The following is a 20108-nucleotide window of genomic DNA, read 5'->3' as shown; positions in this document are numbered from 1 at the left end:
GAAAAGCAAAACGCCCGCGTGAGGCGGGCGTTTCATAGGTTTGATTTGGGATAGCGCGCGCCCTAGAGACGACGGATCTTGGGGCAGCGATGCTGCTCTGCCGGGCCGATAATCAGCGCATGCAGCGCCCAGACCAACGCATCCACACGGTCGGGAGAGCCATCGCCGCGATAGCCCTGCGCCGTCATCAGGCACATCTGCTCCTCCAACTCTTGCAGGCCCGGTGCATGATGCACGCGCCCCTGCTCATAGAGCGCCGCGACGGGCTCCGCCCGTGCTACCTTGCCTGTGCTGGCGTGAACGGGGGTGAAGGGCACCAGGGGATCAACCTGCCGCAATACGGTGCCCACCAATGCCCCGCCCTGATTGACCTCGGCCACCAGTCGCTCGGCCCGATAGGCGTCGCGCGCGGCAATGGCGGCGCGCGCCCAGCCGGTGGGCCCCAGCCCCTGCACCGTGTGATCGGCCAGCACATAGGCGCGCCACTCGGAAATCGGCCCCTGCGTCTGCGCCCCGGCAACAATGATACCGCAGGCATCAGAGCCCTTATGCGCACTCACCGATGGGTCCACCGCCACCACGATCCGGTCGAGGGGCGGTCTGTCGCGACGCTGGAGCTGCTCCAGCATGCCCGACGTCCAGAGCGCGCCATCCACATCCGCCAGCATCACGCCGTCCAGCTCTTGCCGCGCCAGTCGCGACCCACCGTAGCGGGCCCGCACCTCTGTCAGGAAACCGGGCGCGAGGTTGGCGCGGTTGGCCTCGGTGGGCGCATGGGTGGTAACAGTCGAGGGACTCTCCAGCAGCTGCTTCAGCAGCGGCACATTGCGCGGGGTGGTGGTCACACAGACGCGTGGGGCCGCGCCCAGACGCAGGGCGAATTGCAGCATGTCCCAGGCCTCCTGAGCGCGGCGCCATTTCGCCAGCTCGTCCACCCAGGCGGCATCAAACTGCGGCCCGCGCAACGCCTCGGGGTCGGAGGCGGAAAACGCCTGCGCGGTGGCTCCATTGGGCCAGACCAGCCTGCGTTCGCCCGCGCGCCACTCCGGGCGGCGGTCCGGCGGCGAGCAGGCAAGGATGCCGCTGTCGCCATGGATCATCACGTCGCGCACCTGATCATAGGTCTCGCCGACCAGCGCCATGCGACGCGCGCGACCGATACCAAAAGGCTCTGCCCCCTCGACCTCGGACCGCACCCATTCGGCACCAGCACGGGTCTTGCCCGCCCCGCGCCCGCCCAGGATCACCCAGGCGCGCCAATCGCCCGCAGGCGCGCATTGATGCGGCAGCGCCCAGAGGTCGAACACATAGGGCATCGCCGCCAGGGTGTGGTCATCCATCTCCTCCAGCCAGATCTGCGTCATGAAGCGCGGCACAGAGGCCAGCCAAGCGGCGCTCGATCTCATCGCGGGCGGCACAGAGGTCGAAAGCCACCATGCGGGCGGCACCAGGGGCGTCTTTGCGGTCGACAAGGGTTTTCTCCACTTTCTGGATGTCACGGATCAGGCCATCGAGCTTGGCAATCTGCGGCTTGAGCTGCGCGGTGTCGGGGTTGATGTCCTGTTCCGCCTCGAACTGGGCGAGGTAATCCTCGCTGATCCGGCGCGCACGCCGGAGGCTGTCGTGCAGAGAGCGCAAGAGGTCAGAGCTGATCTCCATCAGCTCTTCGGGCGTCTGTGATGTCATGGGGGGTACGGCCTCGTCTCAGAACGATCCGTTGGGAGAAACGGGAGGCCCGGATCAGAGACCCGTCCAGGTCCGCCGATCCTTGCCCCCACGTTTTCCAGCTGCCGGGGATGGTTTTACCGCAGACGGATGAACATCGCGTCAGACCGGCGTGCGCCCGGGGCGCAACGGCCACGGTTTGTGCTTAGGCGCCCCCTGCACAAGCCAAGTACTGGCAAAGAAAAAAGGGGGGCGATGCCCCCCTTTGATGTCGTCTCAGTTGTTGTTGCGTTGCGCTTCGATCTCGCGCCACTTGGCCACGTTGCGGTTGTGCTCTTCGAGCGTTTCCGCAAAGGCGTGCCCACCGGTGCCATCGGCGACAAAGAACACATAGTCGGTCTGTTCCGGGTTCACCGCCGCCACCAGGCTCTCAAGCCCCGGATTGGCGATCGGCGTCGGCGGCAGGCCTTCGATCACATAGGTGTTCCAGGGGGTGACGCCGCGCAGCTCACTCTGACGCAGACCCCGGCCCAGCACGCCCTCGCCCTTGGTGACGCCATAGATCACCGTGGGGTCGGTTTGCAGGCGCATGCCGCGCTTCAGGCGGTTGGTGAACACCGAGGCCACCACGCCGCGCTCCTCGGCGATGCCGGTTTCCTTCTCGATGATCGAGGCCAGGATCAGCATCTCCTCAGGGGTTTCGACGGCTGCATCGGGGCTGCGTGCCTCCCATGCGTCGGCGATCCGCTGGTTCTGGCGGGCTTTCATCTCCGTCAGGATCGCTTCGCGCCGGGCGCCGGGGCGGATTTCATAGCTGTCCGGCGCCAGGCTGCCTTCCTCCGGACGGCGACCGGGGTCGCCTTCGAGGATGTCCATCGCCTTGAGCGATTCCACCACCTGCCAGCTGGTCACACCTTCGGCCAGCGCAATGCGGTAGCGGGTGTCGGCCTCGGCCTTCTTCTCGGTATAGACCGCCGGGGTCTCATCGACGCCGGGCACAAACTCCGCCCGCTCCACAAAGGCGTTGGTGGCGGGGTCCAGCTCGCGCACCTCGGCCAGCACCCGGGTCACGCCGACGCGATAGACGATCTCGGTGCCGCAGGTGGAAGCGCCGCCGCGGGTGATCTGATCGACGATCCCCTCCATCGAGGCGCCGGGTTCGACCAGAAAGCTGCCCGCTTTCAGGTCCTGCGCCTTGTCGGAGTATTTGACGCCGATGCGGAAAATCGCGCCGGAGGTCACCGCGCCCTGGTCTTCCAGATTGCGGCTGACGCGCGACATGTTCGATCCGGGCTGCACGCGCAGGCAGATGGCCTCCGCCAGCGGCCCATCGGAGGTGTATTCATTCTTGCCCCACAGGATCACACCCGCGAAGAGGAACAGGCCGACGATCAGGATCGTCAGCACGTTCGAGGCCAGGCTGCGCCACATGTCAGTCGCTCACTTTCCCGAAGATCACCGAGGCATTGGTGCCGCCAAAGCCGAAGGAGTTCGACAGCGCCACATTGATCTCGCGTTCGCGTTTTGCATTGGGGGCCAGATCGACCGGGGTCTCCACCGCGGGGGTGTCGAGGTTGATCGTCGGCGGCGCCACCTGATCGCGGATCGCGAGGATGGAGAAGATCGCCTCGATCGCGCCCGCCGCGCCCAGGAGGTGGCCGGTGGCGGATTTGGTCGAGGACATGGTGGCGTTCTGCGCGTGATCGCCCAGCAGACGCTCGACCGCGCCCAGCTCGATGGTATCTGCCATCGTCGAGGTGCCATGCGCGTTGATATAGTCGATGTCCGCCGCGCTCAGCCCCGCATTGGCAAGGGCTGCCCGCATGGAGCGCTCGCCGCCCTCGCCGTCCTCGGAGGGGGCGGTGATGTGGTAGGCATCGCCAGACAGACCGTAGCCCAGAACCTCGCCGTAAATCTTGGCACCGCGGGCCTTGGCGTGTTCGTATTCCTCCAGCACCACGATGCCGGCGCCCTCGCCCATGACAAAACCGTCACGGTCCGCATCATAGGGGCGCGATGCCTTGGTGGGATCATCGGCATATTTGGTCGACAGCGCCTTGCAGGCATTGAAGCCCGCGATGCCGATCTCGCAGATCGCCGCCTCGGCACCGCCCGCGATCATCACGTCTGCGTCGCCGGATTTGATCAGGCGGGAGGCGTCGCCAATGGCATGCGCGCCGGTGGAACAGGCGGTCACAACCGAATGGTTCGGCCCTTTGAAGCCGTGGCGGATGGAGACCTGGCCGGAGATCAGGTTGATCAGCGCGCCGGGGATAAAGAAGGGCGACACGCGACGCGGGCCTTTTTCCTTGATCATCACGGCGGTGTCGGCGATCGACGACAGGCCACCGATGCCGGAGCCGATCATCACGCCGGTGCGCAGGAGGCTTTCCTCGTCCTCCGGGGTCCAGCCCGCATCCTTGACCGCCATTTCGGCGGCAGCAATGCCATAGAGGATGAAGTCGTCGATCTTCTTCTGGTCTTTCTTCACCACCCAGTCATCGGGGTTGAAGGTGCCCTCGGTGCCATCACCGCGCGGCACCTCGCAGGCGTAGGTGGTGGTGACACCGCTGGCCTCTGCATCAAAGAGGGTGATCGGACCGGCGCCGGACTGCCCGTCCAGGAGCCGCGCCCAGGTTTCCTCGACCCCGGATGCCAGGGGGGTCACCAGGCCCAGTCCGGTAACAACTACTCGACGCATTCCTTGCTCTCCTTAGCGCTTCAGCAATTCGTCCATCCAATTACCTTGGAATGGCCAAAATGTGCAAGAGCGGGAAGCCCGCCGCGCCTTTCGGGCAGATTTGCGTAAAATCTCGGCGAGTTTTCCACAGGGTGTAAGGCTTTGGTAAGCTTGATGTCGGACAGTGGTCCTTGGACGAAGCAAAGAACCAGGGTTCCCCCACATGAGGCTCTTTCATCAAAACAGGCCGTAGGTGAAAAATCGCCTGCGGCCTGTGTTTTGTTTGGGATGGGGCTGTCTGGTCGGTGGGCTTTGGGCGTGTGGTCGTCCGCCTTACCACAGACAAGAGCGCCACCAGAAGTGCCACCCCGACACGTGCATCGGGCCGCGCTGGTTGAGAGAGGGGCCGGATGCCTGTCGCGCCTCCGCCCCCAAACATTCGCCGTTACGCCAGACCCGCCGGCGTCCTCAGCGCCTGATCAACCTTGTCAGCCCGATCAGCCCGGGGATCAGAGGAACTCCGCCACCGGTTCGGCTTCGGGCTGTGCGGTGGCCAGCGCCTCTTCGAGCGAGACGGTCTTGTTGAACAAGGCCCGGCCCACCAGCGCGCCGGCGATGTTCTGCACATACTTGAGCCGCGCGATATCATCCGCTGTGCGCACCACGCCGCTGGCGATGACCGGCGATTTGGCCTTCGCGGCAAGGCTGGAGATCAGACCCAGCTGGGCGTCCAGATCGCTCATGTCGCTGTCGATGTCGGTGACCAGGATCCCGGCAAAGGGCACATTCTCGAAGGCATCGACAAAGGCTTCGGGCGTCCAGGCGCCGGATTTGCGCCAGCCTTCGGTCATCACCTGCCCCTGCCAGACGTCCAGCGCTAGCACGACCTGGTCAGGGTGGTATTTGGCCAGCTCCGCAACCGCAGCGGGATCATAGGCGGCCATGGTGCCGATGACGACACGACCGGCGCCCTTCTCGATCCAGTACTCCGCCCGCTCGCGCGAGCGGATACCGCCGCCCAGCTGGACCGGAACACCCGCCGTGCGGATGATTTCCGCCACCAGCTCGTCATTACTGGTGTCGCCTTGCAGCGCATTGAAATCGGTCAGATGCATCCACTCGGCCCCGGCCTCGGCAAATCCCTTTGCCGTTTCGACCGGATCAACATGCCAGATCATCGGCGCGTCGAGGTTCCCCTTGTCCAGGGTCACGCAGCGGCCATCCAGCAGTTCCATTGTGGGATAAATCATCATGCTCCGTCGTCTCCGATTGTTCTCATAATGATTATGAGCATAGCATGATGCGGCGCGTTTGTGATCGCTTGTCTGCGTGAGACGAACGTCAAATTCTGCACCAGCAAACAAAAAGCGGCGCTTTTCCGCAGGAAAGCGCCGCCTCTTTAATCACGAAATCGTGAGGTCTCTCGAAAAGGCCCGATCAGGACGCTTCGGAGATGAACTTCACGGCGTCGCCGAAGGTCTGGATGGTCTCGGCTGCGTCGTCCGGGATCTCGATGCCGAACTCTTCTTCGAACGCCATGACCAGCTCAACGGTGTCGAGGCTGTCTGCGCCGAGGTCGTCGATGAAGGAGGCGCTTTCGGTCACCTTGTCTTCTTCCACACCCAGGTGCTCTACAACGATCTTTTTCACGCGATCTGCGACGTCGCTCATGTCTATTCCTCGTTTTTTTCAGGGCCACAAGAGCCCGGTTCTGCCCTTGCCCACTCGGGAGGGTTGGTTGTTGCCCAAGCGGGCGGTGGGGTCCCGTCCGGAAACGGGTCGTGCTGGCAAGGCGAGCAGCCTGCCAAGACGAAAGATGGGGGGCCTATAGCACAGACACAAGCCGACGCAAATCATTTCGGTTGCGTTAAAGCGCGGTGCCGGCGCGGCCGTTGCCCCCTGCGATCACACTGGCCCCTGCACGCTGGGCGAACAACCCCCGAGTGTCGCCGCGATGCAGCGCCCCCTGCCCCGACGTCAGCCAAGGGATTGAAAACATGAAAAAAGACCGCACCGTTTCCGGCGCGGCCTGTTCCCGATCTTTACTTGTGGCGATCAGAGCATTGCCATGCCGCCGTTCACATGCAGCGTGGTGCCGGTCACATAGGCGGCCTCGTCAGATGCCAGATAGAGCACGGCGGCGGCGATTTCTTTCGAATCCCCCATACGGCCCGCCGGGATCTGCGTGAGGATCGCGTCTTTCTGAGTGTCGTTGAGCTTGTCGGTCATCGCAGTGGCAATGAACCCGGGCGCAACCGCGTTCACGGTGATGCCGCGGTTTGCGACCTCATAGGCCAGCGATTTGGACATGCCGATCATACCGGCCTTGGAGGCGGCATAGTTGCCCTGACCGGGGTTACCCGTGGCGCCGACGATGGAGGAGATATTGACGATCCGGCCCCAGCGCGCCTTCATCATGCCGCGCAGCACACCCCGGCACAGGCGCATGGTGGAGGTGAGGTTGACGTCCAGAACGCTCTGCCATTCCTCGTCCTTCATCCGCATGAACAGGTTGTCCTTGGTGATGCCGGCGTTGTTGATCAGGATATCAACAGAGCCCATGACTTCGGCGGCTTGCTTGGGCAGCGCCTCGACCGCCTCGGCGTCGGAGAGGTTGCAGGTTACCACATGCGCCCGTTCGCCAAGCTCCTCGGCCAGCGCGTGCAGCGGGTCGGGCCGGGTGCCGGACAGCGCAACAGTCGCCCCCGCTGCGTGGAGAGCGCGCGCAATGTCGCCACCGATGCCACCGGATGCGCCTGTGATCAGCGCGTTCTTACCTGTCAGATCAAACATGTCTGTCTCTTCCTTATGGATTATGCGCCGCTCACGGCCTTGACGTCGGCGTCGGTGCCGACCTGTTTGGAGACCAGGGCGCGGTCGATCTTGCGGATCATGCCCGAAAGCGCCTTGCCCGCGCCGATTTCCCAGAACTCGGTGACGCCCTTGGCGGCCATGGCCTCGACGCTCTCGCGCCAGCGCACCGAGCCGGTGACCTGCTCCACCAGAAGCTGGCGAATGGTGTCGGGATCGGTGACCGCGTCAGCGCGCACATTGGCGATCAGCGGCACCGCTGGCGCCTTGATCTCCACGCCTGCAAGTGCCTCGGCCATCACATCGGCGGCGGGCTGCATCAGGGCGCAGTGGAAGGGGGCGGAGACCGGCAGCATCACGGCGCGTTTGGCGCCTTTCTCCTTGGCGATCTCGGCGGCACGCTCCACCGCGGCCTTGTGGCCGGAGACCACCACCTGGGTGGGATCATTGTCATTGGCGGCCTGCACCACCTCGCCCTCGGCGGCGGCCTCGGCGGCGACGGCTTTCACCGTCTCGAAATCCAGACCCAGGAGCGCGGCCATCGCGCCAACACCGACCGGCACGGCGCTTTGCATCGCCTGCCCCCGGGTGCGCAGCAGGCGCGCGGTGTCGGCAAGGCTGAGCGCGCCGGAGGCGGCCAGCGCCGAATATTCGCCCAAGGAGTGACCGGCCACAAAGGCGGCCTTGTCGATGCTGACCCCCTCGGCCTCCAGCGCGCGCATCGCGGCCATAGAGGTCGCCATCAGCGCCGGCTGGGCGTTCTGCGTCAGGGTCAGGGTCTCGATATCGCCCTCCCAGATCAGGCTGCTCAGGCTTTCGCCGAGGGCTGCGTCCACCTCGTCAAAGACGGCCTGTGCCGCCGGGTAGGCCTCGGCCAGCGCCTTGCCCATTCCGATGGTTTGGGCGCCTTGGCCCGGGAAAACGAATGCGATCGACATGGCTGTCCTCATTCATGAAACTGTCGTTCCCGGTGGTTTAGACGGGGCTGACGTTGCGTACAAGCATTCGGTGCCGCGAAATCCGTCATTCGCGCGCACGCAGGGGTGATGTGCATCCGTGAAGGTTGGTGAATATTGAACCCGCCTGCGGTGTTGTTACCTTTGAGCCAACACCTGATCCCAAAACAAGGACCCAAGTCCCATGTCCCGCAGCAATACGTCCAACAGCTACGGCGCGATCACCAAGAGTTTTCACTGGTTGACCGCCCTGCTGATCCTCTCGGCCTTTCCGCTGGGCTATTTCGCCAATGAGCTGGCCCATCAGATCCAGAGCCCGGAGTTCGACGGCGCGCAGGCCACGATCGCGCGCGCCACATTGCTGTTTTCGCTGCACAAGACCGTCGGGGTTGCGGTGTTCTTTACCGCGCTGCTGCGCATTCTCTGGGCGCTGACGCAGGAAAAGCCGGGCCTGCTGCACCCGGATCGCAAGCTGGAGACATGGGCCGCGGAGACCGCACATTGGGTGCTCTATGGTGCCATGGTGATCGTGCCGCTGTCGGGCTGGATCCACCACGCCGCCACCGACGGGTTTGCGCCGATCTGGTGGCCGTTCGGGCAGAACCTGCCGCTGGTGCCGAAATCAGAGCTGGTCTCGGAGCTTTCGGCAACCGTGCATTATTACACCATGCTGCTGCTCGGGGCGACGCTGCTGGCGCATGTGGGTGGGGCGTTGAAGCACCATGTGATCGACAAGGACAGCACCCTGCTGCGGATGGCACCCGGCACCCGTGCGCTGCCGGAACCGCCGGCGCAGTCGCATTCCGCGCTGCCGTTCCTGACCGCGCTGCTGGTCTGGATCGGGGTCATCGGCGGCAGCACCGCGCTGTTCCTGCAGTCTCACCCGGTCTCGACCACTGGGGCGTCGGGGGCGGAGACCGCGCGCCAGACGGCAGAGGGTTCGGGCTGGGCGGTTCAGGACGGCAGCCTCGGGATCGAGGTCGTGCAGATGGGCAGCACCGTCAGCGGCACGTTTGCGGACTGGAACGCCAATATCAATTTTGAGGAGCCCGCCACCCCCGGCCCGGCCGGCGATGTGGAGGTCACGATCACGATCCCCTCGCTGACACTGGGGTCGGTGACCGATCAGGCGATGGGGGCGGATTACTTCGACGCGGACACCTATCCCACCGCAACCTTTACCGCCGAGATCGTCCAGATTGAGGGTGAACAGTATGAGGCCCAGGGCACGCTGACCATCCGCGACCAGTCGGTGCCCACCACCCTGCCCTTCACCCTCACGCTGGAGGGCGACACGGCCACCATGTCCGGGCGCACGGAGGTGAACCGGCTGGATTTCAACATCGGAACCGGCACGCAGGATGAGGCAACGCTGGGCTTTGGCGTGGAGATCACGGTCGATCTGACGGCGACGCGCGCTGACTGACCCGGCCCGCAAACACGGAAACACCGCCGCCCCGGATCGGGTGCGGCGGTGAACTCAGTATTGATGCGCGGTATCAGTAGCCCAGATACTGGGTGCCGAGGGTGTCGCGATAGCGTTCGGCCCATTTCTGGTTGATCGCATCGAGCGTGCCGTCGGCCTTGGCCTCGCCATAGCAGCGGTTGAAATCCTCCGTCAGCGCTTCGGTGCGGAAGTTCATGCCGTAGTCGGACGGCGCAAAGATCGCCTGAAAGGTCACGTCCTGATTTGGATCGAACATCAGGTCCGCCTGTTCGCGCAGTTGCCGGTTGTATTCGGCAAAGATCATGCCGTCGCCGATCACCGCATCCACGCGATGACCAAAGATCATCCGGCTCTGGCCGATCTGATCGGCGATTTCCTTGTAGCTCTTGAAGCTCGGCACCGCGTCCTTCAGCCCCGGGATGATCTCCGACGCGCCCATAAAGGCAATCACCGACTGGCCCGACAGCGCCGAAAGATCCGCATAGCCCGCGCCCGCCTCCGACAGCGAGGACACGCCGTTCTGATACTGGATGTAGGCGTCGGACTGGACCCCGTCGAGCGGCATACCAAGAGGAACGGTGGCGACCCCGTCGCCCTTGCCGTTGGCATAGGTTTTCCAGTGCCGGGTAAAGGGCTGGATCTCGAAGGTGACGCTGTGACCGCAGCGCTCCATCACGGTGGTGATCACCTCGGCCTCGCGCCCGGTGCCATCCGCATTGAACATCGGCGGCAGGTCCCCGGCCAGAATGGTCAGGTCCTCGGCATGGGCAAAGGCCGGGATCTGGGTCACGGCAAGCGTCAGGGCAGCAAGGATGGGGCGGGCATTGAACATGGGGCAGACTCCTGAGTCGATGGCTACGGTCGAATGACTGCCCCAGAGCCTTGTCCAACGGCGGCTAACGATCACTTAACGCACGCGCCTCAACTATGCGCGATACGCAGGGCATTTGTATCAAGTTGCTGCAGTTCCCCGGCGCCCGTCCGATACTACGGCGGACGACCGGCGCGATCCCCCCACTGTCCGCGCGATCCGCAGCGCCCGGGCACAAAGAAAACCACCGGCCCTGAGATCAGGACCGGTGGTCAAAAGCATCACAACGATGGGCGGGATTATTCCGCTTTCATCGCCTCGACGGAGATCTTCACTTCGACCTCGTCGCTGACGAAGGGCGCGAACTGGCCCAGCTCATATTCGGAGCGCACCAGGGTGGTGGTGGCGTCGAAACCGGCCCAGGGCTTTTTCGCCATCGGGTGCTCGCCCGCCTGGTTCAGCTTGGCATCCAGCACCACCGATTTGGTCACCCCGTTCAGGGTCAGGTCGCCGGTGATCTTGGCGGTGTCTTCGCCGGTCACTTCGATGCCGGTGGAGGTGAAGGTCACCATCTCGTCATCGGTGGCGCCGAAGAAATCATCGGACATGAAGTGGTTGAAGCGGGCTTCCCAGCCGGTCAGCATGGATTTCACCGGCATCGACACGGAAACCGACGAATTCGCGGGATCTTCCTGGTCGAACATGATGTCGCCCTCGAAACCGGAAAACAGGCCGTAGGTGGTGGAATAGCCAAGGTGGTTGTAGCTGAACAGGATCTGGCTGTGGCTTGCATCAAGCGTGTATTTTTCCGGCGCGGCAAAGGCGGAGGTGGCGGCGGTGGTGCCGATCAATGCAGCGGCAAGCAGGATCTTTTTCATGGGTCTGGGCTCCAGTGTCATGGTTTGATGGTCGTAATGTCGGCCATGCGGGTGGCGTCAGCTAGTCCGCAAAACCCAACATCGGGTGTTGGAAAATGAACACCCGACCCTGCGGATTTATTCGCAGTCGCCGCAGATCTATATGACATCGCCCGCAATTTCCTGTGGGAAAGCGGGCGGCTCACGCGAATGTCAGAGAATGTGGGGCCGCAAAACGGCAGCGGCGGGGGGGAACCGGGCTTATCCGATCACCCGCAGATGCGGCCGCAGCTGCGTCAACAACAGCTTGCGTGTGCCGCGCCCTTCCAGCGGCAGTTCGATCAACAGGGTGCCGTCGGCCTCCAGCAGCTGCACGCTCTTGCTGGTGAACCGCGCCGCGCCAAGACTGTCGTAGCTGCGCCGCACCAGCACCCGCGCCCGGCCATCGGCGCGGGTCTCCTCGATCCGCATCTCGCCGCGCTGAGCGTCGAACTGGAACTCCGGCTGCGGCGTCTGTTCGCGCAGCAGCAAGAGGCACAGGCCGAAGAACAGCAGGAACACCGAAATCCCGACCCGGATCAGCGCCATCTGCGGGTCCGCACCGGCCTCGGGCACCAGCCAGAGACCGGTGGAGGCCAACACCATGCAGCCGCCGAGCAGGCGCAGCACCATGGCAGATACGGACCCGCCGGGCCGGATATTGACCTGTGTCGGCGCGGTCGCCTGCACGCCGGGGACATGGTCCAAGGGCGCTACGCGGCTGAAGTCGAGCACATTCTGGTCAATCGCGGTCATGGCGGTTATCCTTTCCAGCTCCGGCAGGTGCGAGACCCACCGTTAACACTCTGTTAACCAATTTCTCGCGTCGGATTGGGGCGGCAGTGTGGCAGGCTTGGGGAATTCTCGCGCCCGCCCCCGGCCCATGCGGCCGCGCCGTTGCAACAGGCTGCTTGCGCTTGGGAACAAAGACGTCTAAGGGGAAGCCTCCTTCCGTATCTTTGGATCCGCGCAGACTCTCGTGGTGGGGCAGCGGAAGGCGATTATGCCCTGCCTATGAAATGCGCCCAGACACAAACAGGAGTTCGCATGCCACTCTATGAGCATGTCATGATTGCGCGTCAGGACCTGTCCAACTCGCAAGCTGAAGGCCTCATCGAACACTTCGGTGCTGTTCTGTCCGACAACGGCGGCAAGCTGGTCGACAACGAGTACTGGGGCGTCAAGACGATGGCCTACAAGATCAACAAAAACCGCAAGGGCCACTATGCCTTCCTGCGCTCCGATGCTCCGGCAGCGGCTGTTCAGGAAATGGAACGCCTGATGCGCCTGCATGACGACGTGATGCGCGTTCTGACCATCAAGGTCGACGAGCACGCCGAAGGCCCCTCGGTCCAGATGCAGAAACGTGACGAACGCGACAACCGTCGCGAGCGCCGCTGATCTAACGCTTGAGAAAAGGACGCTAAACCATGGCAGCCAAACCATTTTTCCGCCGCCGGAAAGTGTGCCCGTTCTCTGGTGAGAACGCGCCCAAGATCGATTACAAGGACACTCGTCTGCTGCAACGCTACATCTCTGAGCGTGGCAAGATCGTGCCCTCCCGTATCACCGCCGTTTCGGCAAAGAAGCAGCGTGAACTGGCCCGTGCTATCAAGCGCGCCCGCTTCCTCGCCCTGCTGCCCTACGCCGTGAAGTAAGGAGACCTGATCCATGCAAGTTATCCTTCTTGAACGTGTTGCGAAGCTCGGCCAGATGGGCGACGTCGTTGACGTAAAGCCCGGCTTTGCCCGCAACTACCTGCTGCCGCAGGGCAAGGCGCAGACCGCGTCTGACGCCAACATCGCAGCTTTTGAAGCCCAGAAAGCGCAGCTCGAAGCGCGCAACCTGGAGACCAAGAAAGAAGCAGAAGCCCTCGGCGAGAAACTCGACGGCCAGCAGTTCGTCGTGATTCGTCAGGCCTCCGATGGTGGCAACCTCTATGGCTCCGTCACCACCCGTGACGCGGCTGATGTTGCAACCGAAGAAGGCTTCTCGGTGGACCGCAAGCAGGTCATCATCCGTGAGCCGATCAAGACCCTGGGCCTGCACATCGCAGAAGTGCACCTGCACCCCGAGGTCATGGTGACCGTCGAGCTGAACGTTGCGCGCTCCCCCGAGGAAGCGGAACTGCAGGCCTCCGGCAAGTCGATCCAGGAACTGGCCGCTGAAGAAGAAGCCGCAGCAGAGTTCGAAATCTCCGAACTCTTCGACGACATCGGCAGCGCCGCTTCCGACGACGACGAAGGCGATGCACCGGCTCCGGCCGCGGAGGACGAAACCAACGCCTGATCCCCGCGATCGGATGTTGTGACCTAAATGGAGGGCCGCCCGGATCATCGGGCGGCCCTTTTCTTGTCGGGGTCCATGTGCTGCTTCTTGTCAGGGTCCATGTGCTGCGCAGGATCAGACCGGCGCGGATCCCTCTCTATTGCCGGAACAGCTGCAACAACAGGCGAGGCGCCTGATTGGCAATGGTGAGCGCCTGGATCGCCAGTTCCTGCTGGGTCTGCAACGCGGCCAGTCGGGCAGAGGCTTCCTCCATATCGGTATCGGTCATGGCAGAGACGCCCTGCACCATCGAATCCACCAGACGGCCGACAAATTCGGACTGATCCTCCAGCCGCGCGGCAGAGGACCCGAGCGCGGCGGCGCCGTTGATCGCAGTCTGCAGGAAGCTTTCGATTTCGCTCAGCGCCGAGGCGGCAGAGGCGGTGTCGGTGATCGTGGTCAGGCTGCTGGCGAGATCGAGGTTGGAGGTGAAATTCACCGAGTCGATGGTGATTTCCTGAGCCGTCACCGCGCCGCCCGGCCCCACCCGGTTGAGCGAGGCCAGCACCCCCAGCTGGGTGCCGCCGCTACCGTCCAGATCCGCCGCCAGCAGGTTGGCGCCATTGAACTGGGCTGCGGAAATGATCGCTTCGACCTGCTCCACCTTGGAGGCGATGTCGGTCTGAATGGTGTCGTGATCCACGTTCTCCGACTGGGCAGAGACGATCAGTTCCTTGATCTCGGTGAGTTTTTCAACGATTTGCTCGGCTCCGGCAGAGGCAACGGCCACGGTGGCCTCGCCCAGTGCGAGCCCCTCCTCGATCGAGCGGAAACCGGCAATATCGGATTCCATCGTCTTGGCAATGGCCCAGACGGCGGCATTGTCCTTCGCCGATCCGATCCGCTTGCCGGTGGAAATGGAGGTCTGCACATCGGTCAGATCGCCATTGATGTTTTTCAGGGTGCGCAGGGCAATCATCGCCCCGGAATTCGTCAGGATACTGGACATGATGGGGTTCCATCGCATGGGACAGTTTTGGTCCCGCAGGTGTAGACCCCGCTTCAGGGATCGCTCCGTGCCCATTCCGACACTGCCGCCCGTTGCCGGGTGCGGCGCCATCCGCACAGCTGCCTGCCGCGATGCGCGTTAACTATACGCTCAAAGCCTTACTGCGGAGTTAACGCCAAAGACCGCTGTTTGCAGGATCTTTACGATGATCGCCCGAGGCATCGCGATCACACGAAAAACCGCCGGCCCCCTGGGGGACCGGCGGCTGTTTTGCCGTGTCTCAGCGAGACTTATCGGAACAGCTGCAAGAGCGAACTTGGCGCTTCATTCGCGATCGTCAGCGATTGCGTGGCCAGGTCTTGCTGCGTCTGCAGGGCCGACAATCGGGCGGACGCCTCTTCCATGTTGGTGTCGGTCATGGTCGACACACCCTGGGTCATGGAGTCGACCAGGTTGCCCACGAACTCGGACTGGTCTTCCAGACGGGCCGCATCCGCACCCAGAGCCGCAGCGCCGGTGATGGCGGTTTGCAGATAGGTTTCGATCTCACCCAGAGCGGAGGCCGCGGAAGCGGAATCGGTGATCTGGGTCATGGAGGCCAGGTCGAGGCTGGATTCAAAGTCGACGGTGTCGATGGTGATTTCCACGGCAGACACGGCGCCGCCAGCGCCAACGCGGTCAAGCGATGCAAGAACGCCCATCTGCGTGGTGGTGTTGCCATCGATATCGGAAGCCAGCAGGTTTGCACCGTTGAACTGGGCCGCAGAGATGATCGCGTTGACCTGCTCAACCTTGGAGTCGATGTCAGTCTGGATGGTGGCGTGATCCACGTTCTCGGACTGAGCGGAGACGATCAGTTCCTTCATCTCGGTCAGTTTTTCAACGATCTGTTCGGCACCGGCAGAGGCAACCGCAACGGTGGCTTCGCCCACGGCGAGGCCTTCTTCGATCGCTTCGAAACCGGCGATGTCGGATTCCATGGTCTTGGAGATCGCCCAGACTGCGGAGTTATCCTTGGCAGTGCCCACCTCTTTACCGGTGGAGATGCTGGTCTGGGTTTCGTTGAGGTCGTCGTTGACGGACTTCAGGGTTTGCAGCGCAACCATTGCGCCGTTGTTGGTCAGAATGCTGGACATAGAGCACCTTATTCAATGGCAGGACAGTGATTTGTTATCTGTCCTTTATTCAGGTTTTCCCGTTACACGGGGGCGAGTGGTCCCGTCCTAAACCTGCCTTACGCCTCGCGGCGTCAGCGCCACCTGTCACCAGATGCACCGTTACACTGGCATAAATCATCTTACCGAGAGATTAATGCCGCCCACCCTCATTCCTACAATTTTAACACAGCTGAATGATCTCCTAATCGACGAAAAAGAGATGCAATTTCATCGCGCTATTGTTGAAAATTAAACAGAGTTCCAACCCCGGCTTCAGCCCAGTCCCGCCTCGGGGTCACTGTCCCCTGAGCCCGTGCACCGCGGGCGACAGTACGCCGGATGCCGTGCCATCGCCGGGATCGGCAAAGCTCCGCCCTGCTGCCGGCGTGGGTCTTGCTGCATCTGAAATCCCGGCTAATCTGGCGCCGCAGCAACAACCGAAAGAGCCCCCCATGCATCGTCGTCACCTGCTTTGGACTTTGGCGGCCTTTTCCCTCAGCTCCGCGGCGGGCTGCGCGCGCACCGAAACGGCAACGCGCGCCTACAGCCCGCCCCTCTATCCGAATGAAACCCCGGAGCTGCGGCAAAAGATCAACTACTGGGCCGACCACTATGAGGTGCCGCGCAGCCTGGTCCACCGGCTGGCAGTGCGCGAGAGCACCCATCGCCCCTGGGCGACCAACCGGCCCTATTACGGGCTGCTGCAGATCCTGCCCGCCACTGCGCGCTCCATGGGGTTCCGGGGCCAGCCGAAGGACCTGCTGGATGCCGATACCAACCTGAAATACGCAGTGCGGTATCTGCGCGGCGCCTGGCTGATCTCTGATGGCAGCCAGGACACGGCGGTCAAACACTATTCGCGCGGCTACTACTATGAGGCGAAGCGGCGCGGCATGCTGCGCGAAACGGGCCTGCGCTGAGCCGGGTCCGCCGTCGCCTGTCCGCGATACGCGCTCCCGGATGTCAAATTCTTTGACCACAAAGTCAAAATCTGGCCTGCTGCAATATAGCCGTCACATGACTTGGCTACGACATTGCACAGGCCCCCACCCCCGGGGGTTGATTTGATTTCAAGGAGTAGAACATGCCGCTTCAACTTGATCGCCGGTCCTTTCTTGCCGGCAGCGCCGGCGCCGGGCTGATTGCCCTGCATCCGTTTTCCGTTCAGGCGGCCGCCGGACAGGTGCACCTGCGCCTGATGGAGACCACCGACCTGCACGTGCATGTGTTTCCTTATGACTATTACGGCGACAAACCCGTGGACACGGTCGGCCTCGCCCGGACCGCGGCCCTGATCAACGACATCCGCGCCGAGGCCACCAACACGCTGCTGCTGGACAATGGCGACTTCCTGCAGGGCAACCCGATGGGCGATTACATCGCCTATGAGCGCGGCATGAAGGACGGCGACCAGCATCCGGTGATCACGGCGATGAACACCGTGGGCTACGATGCCTCCACCCTGGGCAATCACGAATTCAACTACGGCATTTCATTTTTGATGAAGTCGCTGGCCGGGGCCGGGTTCCCGGTGGTCTGTGCCAATGTCGCCAAGAAGATGGGCGCCTCCCCGCGCGAGGATGAGACGCTGCTGCCGCCCTATGTGATGCTGGAGCGCACGCTGACCGATGGCGCGGGCAACACCCATCCGATCAAGATCGGCCTGATCGGCTTTGTGCCGCCGCAGGTGATGAACTGGGACCGCAAGCATCTGGAGGGCAACGTGCAGGCGCGTGACATCGTCGACTGCGCCCGCGCCTATGTGCCCGAGATGAAGGAGAAAGGCGCAGACATCATTATTGCGCTGTCCCACTCCGGCATCGGCGCGGCCGATCACAGCGACGGGATGGAGAACGCCTCGGTGCCGCTGGCGGCGGTGGAGGGCATTGATGCCATCATGACCGGACACAGCCATCTGGTGTTCCCCTCCTCCACCTATGCGGAGTTTGCGGGCGTTGACGCCGACAAAGGCACCATCCACGGCACGCCCGCCGTCATGGGCGGCTATTGGGGCAGCCACATGGGGCTGATCGACCTGATGCTGGAGCGCGACGGCAACGGCTGGCGTGTGGTGGGCCATGCCTCCGAGGCGCGGCCCATTTCAAAGCGCAACGAGGACCGCAGCGTCACCGCCCTTGTCGACAGCGACCAGAGCGTGCTTGACGCGGTGCAGGCAGACCATGACGCCACGCTGGCCTATGTGCGCCGCGCGGTGGGCAAGACCGATGCGCCGCTGCACAGCTATTTTGCGCTGGTGGCGGATGATCCGTCGGTGCAGATCGTCTCGATCGCGCAGACCTGGTACATCGAACAGATGCTCAAGGGCACCGAGCATGAGGGCCTGCCGATCCTCTCCGCCGCCGCGCCGTTCAAGGCTGGTGGGCGTGGCGGGCCGGAGTATTACACCGATGTCCCCGTGGGCGATGTGGCGATCAAGAATGTCGCCGATCTCTACCTCTACCCCAACACCGTGCGCGCGGTGAAGGTCACCGGCCAGCAGGTCAAGGACTGGCTGGAGCGCTCGGCGGGCATGTTCAACCAGGTCGAGCCCGGCAAAGCGGATCAGGTGCTGCTGAACCCGGAGTTCCCAAGCTACAACTTTGATGTGATCGACGGGGTGACCTATCAGATCGACCTGAGCCAGCCGCCGATGTTCACTTCCAAGGGAGAGGTCATCAACCCGGACACCAACCGGATCGTGAACCTTGAATTCAACGGCGCGCCGATTGATCCCGCGCAGGAGTTCATCATCGCCACCAACAACTATCGCGCTGGCGGCGGTGGCAACTTCCCGGGGGCGATGGGCGATACCGTTGTGTTCGAAGGCCCCGACACCAACCGCGATGTGATCGTGCGCTATATCGTCGAACAGGGCACCATCAGCCCCAAGGCAGACGGCAACTGGCGTTTTGCGCCCCTGCCCGGCACCTCGGTGCTGTTCGACACCGGCCCCAAGGCGGCGGACTATGCGGATGCGGTGCCCGGCGTGTCGATCACACCGGCCGGCGATGGCCCGGACGGGTTTGCCCGTTTCAAGATCGAACTCTGATCGCGGCCAGACACCGCGGCTGACAGGTCAAATGGGGCCGCCCCGGCGCACATCGGGGCGGCCCTTTTGCGTCAGGCGACCCGGTTGCGGCCGTCGCGCTTGGCTCTGAGCAGCATCACATCCGCCCGGCACAGCGCTGGCATCAGATCGGCCTGCCCTGCGATGGCGGCGCAGCTGAACGTGGCGGTGATCCGGCGCATCTTCAGAATGCCGGAGCCTTCGAGCTGTGCGCGGCATTGTTCGGCAAGCGTGCGTGCCGATGCCAGATCCCCGCACGGCCGCAACACCAGAAACTCCTCGCCGCCCAGCCGGAACAGGAGATCACCGGGGCTCAGTTCCTGCTGCACCAGCATCGTCACCGCTTTCAGCACATAGTCGCCGGTGGGATGGCCGAGGTTGTCGTTGACGCTCTTGAAATCGTCGAGGTCAAACAGGATCAGGGCTGCGTCGGACAGATCCTCGATTTCGATCACCGCCTCCAGGTGGCGCCGGTTGAAACATCCGGTCAGGGGATCGCGGATACAGCCGCTGACCAGCTGGTTCTGCGCTTCGTCGATGCGGATTGCGGCATACCACAGGAAGGCAAGGCACAGGCTGAGCGCAAAGAAGAGCCGCATGGCAAAGGGCCAATCGCCACCAGAGAACAGCGTCATGGAAACAACCCCGCCGCAGAAGATCAGCGAGAACACCAGCGGGAACAGGCCACGCGACACCAGAAAGGCACCGATCACGGCCGGGAAGGCATAGAAACCGGTCTCCGGCCCGATCAGCCAGATCCCCAGCACGATCGCCGCCCCGATCAGGCAGAGCACAAGGTTGATCGAGACAGGCAGCCGTTGCAGGCGCAGCGCCGCAACGAGGTCGAGCACCAGGATCAGCACCACAAGCGCCAGAATGGCCGCCATCGGGTAGGTCCCGCGCGACAGGTTGACCACAACCATACCCGCACAAATGAGGGCAACGCTGGCCCCAAGAAGGATATTCACGCGGCGCTGAATCCTGGTCGTTGGCATGGATCTGTCCCGATACGATTTATGCGTTTGAAGGCGCTGCCTTGAAATTTTTTTATATCGACGACTTTTGATTTTTTCGCGGGCAAAGGAAAAGCCCCAATCCGACAGGCGATGAGGGGAAAAAAACGATGCCTTCCCCGCAATGGCACGACCTGCAAATTGATGCCCCCCACCGTTTGGGGCGGTTTCTCTAAAAAATTGAATGAATTAGACAAAATCGCACCAAATGGTTGAAGCAAATGAATATTTTCAAGCATGAAAGGTCTCAGTTGCAGATATCTGGCCCAAAACCGCAACCGCGCCGAACTGCGCGACCAGATGATTCGCAGCCTCCGCGGCAAAGGTC

The 20108-nt window shown here is 63.0% G+C and carries 21 protein-coding genes; 6 read left to right on the top strand and 15 right to left on the bottom strand.

The features are described from left to right. Positions 1-62: 62 nt before the first annotated feature. The 8 genes from MHM97_RS04105 to fabD all read right to left on the bottom strand — a co-directional run bounded on the left by MHM97_RS04105 (position 63) and on the right by fabD (position 8094). The gene (locus tag MHM97_RS04105) at positions 63-1364 is read right to left on the bottom strand and encodes a DNA-packaging protein (protein ID WP_239319761.1); all 1302 of its coding nucleotides are present in this window, start codon (positions 1362-1364) and stop codon (positions 63-65) included. Continuing rightward, positions 1333-1686, bottom strand: coding sequence for a hypothetical protein (locus MHM97_RS04100; protein WP_239319759.1), 354 nt, complete (start codon positions 1684-1686; stop codon positions 1333-1335). Before MHM97_RS04100 ends, MHM97_RS04105 begins: the two co-directional genes overlap by 32 nt. A 255-nt stretch (positions 1687-1941) precedes the next feature. Next, the gene (gene mltG, locus MHM97_RS04095) at positions 1942-3096 is read right to left on the bottom strand and encodes an endolytic transglycosylase MltG (protein ID WP_239319757.1); all 1155 of its coding nucleotides are present in this window, start codon (positions 3094-3096) and stop codon (positions 1942-1944) included. Position 3097: 1 nt separating this feature from the next. Then, positions 3098-4366, bottom strand: coding sequence for a beta-ketoacyl-ACP synthase II (gene fabF / locus MHM97_RS04090; protein WP_239319754.1), 1269 nt, complete (start codon positions 4364-4366; stop codon positions 3098-3100). 488 nt (positions 4367-4854) lie between these two features. After that, the gene (locus MHM97_RS04085; RefSeq protein ID WP_239319751.1) at positions 4855-5598 is read right to left on the bottom strand and encodes a HisA/HisF-related TIM barrel protein; all 744 of its coding nucleotides are present in this window, start codon (positions 5596-5598) and stop codon (positions 4855-4857) included. 184 nt (positions 5599-5782) lie between these two features. Next, a complete protein-coding gene (locus MHM97_RS04080; RefSeq protein WP_005645147.1) occupies positions 5783-6016 on the bottom strand; it encodes an acyl carrier protein in 234 nt (77 codons plus the stop codon). A gap of 384 nt (positions 6017-6400) precedes the next feature. Further along, complete coding sequence (gene fabG, locus MHM97_RS04075) at positions 6401-7138, bottom strand: 3-oxoacyl-[acyl-carrier-protein] reductase (protein WP_239319749.1); 738 nt, start codon at positions 7136-7138, stop codon at positions 6401-6403. 20 nt (positions 7139-7158) lie between these two features. Further along, positions 7159-8094, bottom strand: coding sequence for an ACP S-malonyltransferase (fabD, locus tag MHM97_RS04070; RefSeq protein ID WP_239319747.1), 936 nt, complete (start codon positions 8092-8094; stop codon positions 7159-7161). 202 nt (positions 8095-8296) lie between these two features. On the opposite strand from fabD, the gene MHM97_RS04065 reads away from it, so the two are divergent. Further along, positions 8297-9538, top strand: a complete 1242-nt coding sequence (locus tag MHM97_RS04065) for a cytochrome b/b6 domain-containing protein (protein WP_239319745.1) — start codon at positions 8297-8299, stop codon at positions 9536-9538. A 73-nt stretch (positions 9539-9611) separates the two neighbouring features. Here MHM97_RS04065 and MHM97_RS04060 read toward each other — a convergent pair whose 3' ends face one another. The 3 genes from MHM97_RS04060 to MHM97_RS04050 form a co-directional block, all read right to left on the bottom strand. Further along, the gene (locus tag MHM97_RS04060; protein WP_239319743.1) at positions 9612-10391 is read right to left on the bottom strand and encodes a transporter substrate-binding domain-containing protein; all 780 of its coding nucleotides are present in this window, start codon (positions 10389-10391) and stop codon (positions 9612-9614) included. A gap of 278 nt (positions 10392-10669) precedes the next feature. Beyond that, positions 10670-11248 (bottom strand): YceI family protein, encoded by a 579-nt coding sequence (locus MHM97_RS04055; RefSeq protein WP_239319741.1) that lies wholly within the window; start codon positions 11246-11248, stop codon positions 10670-10672. 240 nt (positions 11249-11488) lie between these two features. Then, the gene (locus tag MHM97_RS04050) at positions 11489-12022 is read right to left on the bottom strand and encodes a hypothetical protein (RefSeq protein ID WP_239319739.1); all 534 of its coding nucleotides are present in this window, start codon (positions 12020-12022) and stop codon (positions 11489-11491) included. A gap of 291 nt (positions 12023-12313) precedes the next feature. Here MHM97_RS04050 and rpsF point away from each other — a divergent pair, with 291 nt between their 5' ends. Genes rpsF through rplI form a run of 3 tightly spaced genes read left to right on the top strand, consistent with a single transcriptional unit; the run spans position 12314 to position 13555 of the window. After that, on the top strand, positions 12314-12667 hold the full coding sequence (gene rpsF / locus MHM97_RS04045; protein WP_239319737.1) for a 30S ribosomal protein S6: 354 nt from the start codon (positions 12314-12316) through the stop codon (positions 12665-12667). 29 nt (positions 12668-12696) lie between these two features. Continuing rightward, positions 12697-12924, top strand: coding sequence for a 30S ribosomal protein S18 (gene rpsR, locus MHM97_RS04040; protein ID WP_005608650.1), 228 nt, complete (start codon positions 12697-12699; stop codon positions 12922-12924). A 13-nt stretch (positions 12925-12937) separates the two neighbouring features. Beyond that, the gene (gene rplI, locus MHM97_RS04035; protein WP_239319735.1) at positions 12938-13555 is read left to right on the top strand and encodes a 50S ribosomal protein L9; all 618 of its coding nucleotides are present in this window, start codon (positions 12938-12940) and stop codon (positions 13553-13555) included. A 136-nt stretch (positions 13556-13691) separates the two neighbouring features. Here the strand turns inward: rplI and MHM97_RS04030 are convergent, their stop codons facing one another. After that, positions 13692-14543, bottom strand: coding sequence for a flagellin N-terminal helical domain-containing protein (locus MHM97_RS04030; protein ID WP_239319733.1), 852 nt, complete (start codon positions 14541-14543; stop codon positions 13692-13694). Positions 14544-14833: 290 nt separating this feature from the next. After that, positions 14834-15679 carry a flagellin N-terminal helical domain-containing protein gene (locus tag MHM97_RS04025; RefSeq protein WP_239319731.1) on the bottom strand — a complete coding sequence of 282 codons (846 nt, stop codon included), beginning with the start codon at positions 15677-15679 and terminating at the stop codon, positions 14834-14836. Between the two features lie 473 nt (positions 15680-16152). Here MHM97_RS04025 and MHM97_RS04020 point away from each other — a divergent pair, with 473 nt between their 5' ends. Both MHM97_RS04020 and MHM97_RS04015 read left to right on the top strand, forming a co-directional pair. After that, complete coding sequence (locus tag MHM97_RS04020) at positions 16153-16620, top strand: lytic transglycosylase domain-containing protein (protein ID WP_239319730.1); 468 nt, start codon at positions 16153-16155, stop codon at positions 16618-16620. 164 nt (positions 16621-16784) lie between these two features. Beyond that, positions 16785-18749, top strand: coding sequence for a bifunctional 2',3'-cyclic-nucleotide 2'-phosphodiesterase/3'-nucleotidase (locus MHM97_RS04015; RefSeq protein ID WP_239319729.1), 1965 nt, complete (start codon positions 16785-16787; stop codon positions 18747-18749). A gap of 71 nt (positions 18750-18820) precedes the next feature. Here the strand turns inward: MHM97_RS04015 and MHM97_RS04010 are convergent, their stop codons facing one another. Then, a complete protein-coding gene (locus MHM97_RS04010) occupies positions 18821-19735 on the bottom strand; it encodes a GGDEF domain-containing protein (RefSeq protein ID WP_239319728.1) in 915 nt (304 codons plus the stop codon). Next, positions 19732-20019: a hypothetical protein gene (locus MHM97_RS04005; protein ID WP_239319727.1), complete on the bottom strand. Its 288-nt coding sequence runs from the start codon at positions 20017-20019 to the stop codon at positions 19732-19734. The genes MHM97_RS04010 and MHM97_RS04005 overlap by 4 nt, the downstream gene beginning before the upstream one ends. Positions 20020-20108: the final 89 nt, after the last annotated feature.

The sequence above is a fragment of the Epibacterium sp. Ofav1-8 genome (assembly GCF_022348185.1).
GTDB lineage: Bacteria > Pseudomonadota > Alphaproteobacteria > Rhodobacterales > Rhodobacteraceae > Epibacterium.
This window is presented reverse-complemented; position numbering and strand designations above follow the sequence as displayed.

Excerpts from the sequence above, each read along its gene's own strand:
- MHM97_RS04025 (WP_239319731.1), bottom strand. The coding sequence starts at position 15,679 with ATGTCCAGCATTCTGACCAACAACGGCGCAATGGTTGCGCTGCAAACC.
- MHM97_RS04005 (WP_239319727.1), bottom strand. The coding sequence starts at position 20,019 with ATGCTTGAAAATATTCATTTGCTTCAACCATTTGGTGCGATTTTGTCT.
- MHM97_RS04020 (WP_239319730.1), top strand. The coding sequence starts at position 16,153 with ATGCATCGTCGTCACCTGCTTTGGACTTTGGCGGCCTTTTCCCTCAGC.
- rpsF (WP_239319737.1), top strand. The coding sequence starts at position 12,314 with ATGCCACTCTATGAGCATGTCATGATTGCGCGTCAGGACCTGTCCAAC.
- MHM97_RS04050 (WP_239319739.1), bottom strand. The coding sequence starts at position 12,022 with ATGACCGCGATTGACCAGAATGTGCTCGACTTCAGCCGCGTAGCGCCC.
- MHM97_RS04100 (WP_239319759.1), bottom strand. The coding sequence starts at position 1,686 with ATGACATCACAGACGCCCGAAGAGCTGATGGAGATCAGCTCTGACCTC.
- fabD (WP_239319747.1), bottom strand. The coding sequence starts at position 8,094 with ATGTCGATCGCATTCGTTTTCCCGGGCCAAGGCGCCCAAACCATCGGA.
- mltG (WP_239319757.1), bottom strand. The coding sequence starts at position 3,096 with ATGTGGCGCAGCCTGGCCTCGAACGTGCTGACGATCCTGATCGTCGGC.
- MHM97_RS04015 (WP_239319729.1), top strand. The coding sequence starts at position 16,785 with ATGCCGCTTCAACTTGATCGCCGGTCCTTTCTTGCCGGCAGCGCCGGC.
- MHM97_RS04030 (WP_239319733.1), bottom strand. The coding sequence starts at position 14,543 with ATGTCCAGTATCCTGACGAATTCCGGGGCGATGATTGCCCTGCGCACC.
- MHM97_RS04080 (WP_005645147.1), bottom strand. The coding sequence starts at position 6,016 with ATGAGCGACGTCGCAGATCGCGTGAAAAAGATCGTTGTAGAGCACCTG.
- MHM97_RS04065 (WP_239319745.1), top strand. The coding sequence starts at position 8,297 with ATGTCCCGCAGCAATACGTCCAACAGCTACGGCGCGATCACCAAGAGT.
- rplI (WP_239319735.1), top strand. The coding sequence starts at position 12,938 with ATGCAAGTTATCCTTCTTGAACGTGTTGCGAAGCTCGGCCAGATGGGC.
- MHM97_RS04060 (WP_239319743.1), bottom strand. The coding sequence starts at position 10,391 with ATGTTCAATGCCCGCCCCATCCTTGCTGCCCTGACGCTTGCCGTGACC.
- MHM97_RS04085 (WP_239319751.1), bottom strand. The coding sequence starts at position 5,598 with ATGATGATTTATCCCACAATGGAACTGCTGGATGGCCGCTGCGTGACC.
- fabG (WP_239319749.1), bottom strand. The coding sequence starts at position 7,138 with ATGTTTGATCTGACAGGTAAGAACGCGCTGATCACAGGCGCATCCGGT.
- fabF (WP_239319754.1), bottom strand. The coding sequence starts at position 4,366 with ATGCGTCGAGTAGTTGTTACCGGACTGGGCCTGGTGACCCCCCTGGCA.
- MHM97_RS04055 (WP_239319741.1), bottom strand. The coding sequence starts at position 11,248 with ATGAAAAAGATCCTGCTTGCCGCTGCATTGATCGGCACCACCGCCGCC.
- MHM97_RS04105 (WP_239319761.1), bottom strand. The coding sequence starts at position 1,364 with ATGACGCAGATCTGGCTGGAGGAGATGGATGACCACACCCTGGCGGCG.
- rpsR (WP_005608650.1), top strand. The coding sequence starts at position 12,697 with ATGGCAGCCAAACCATTTTTCCGCCGCCGGAAAGTGTGCCCGTTCTCT.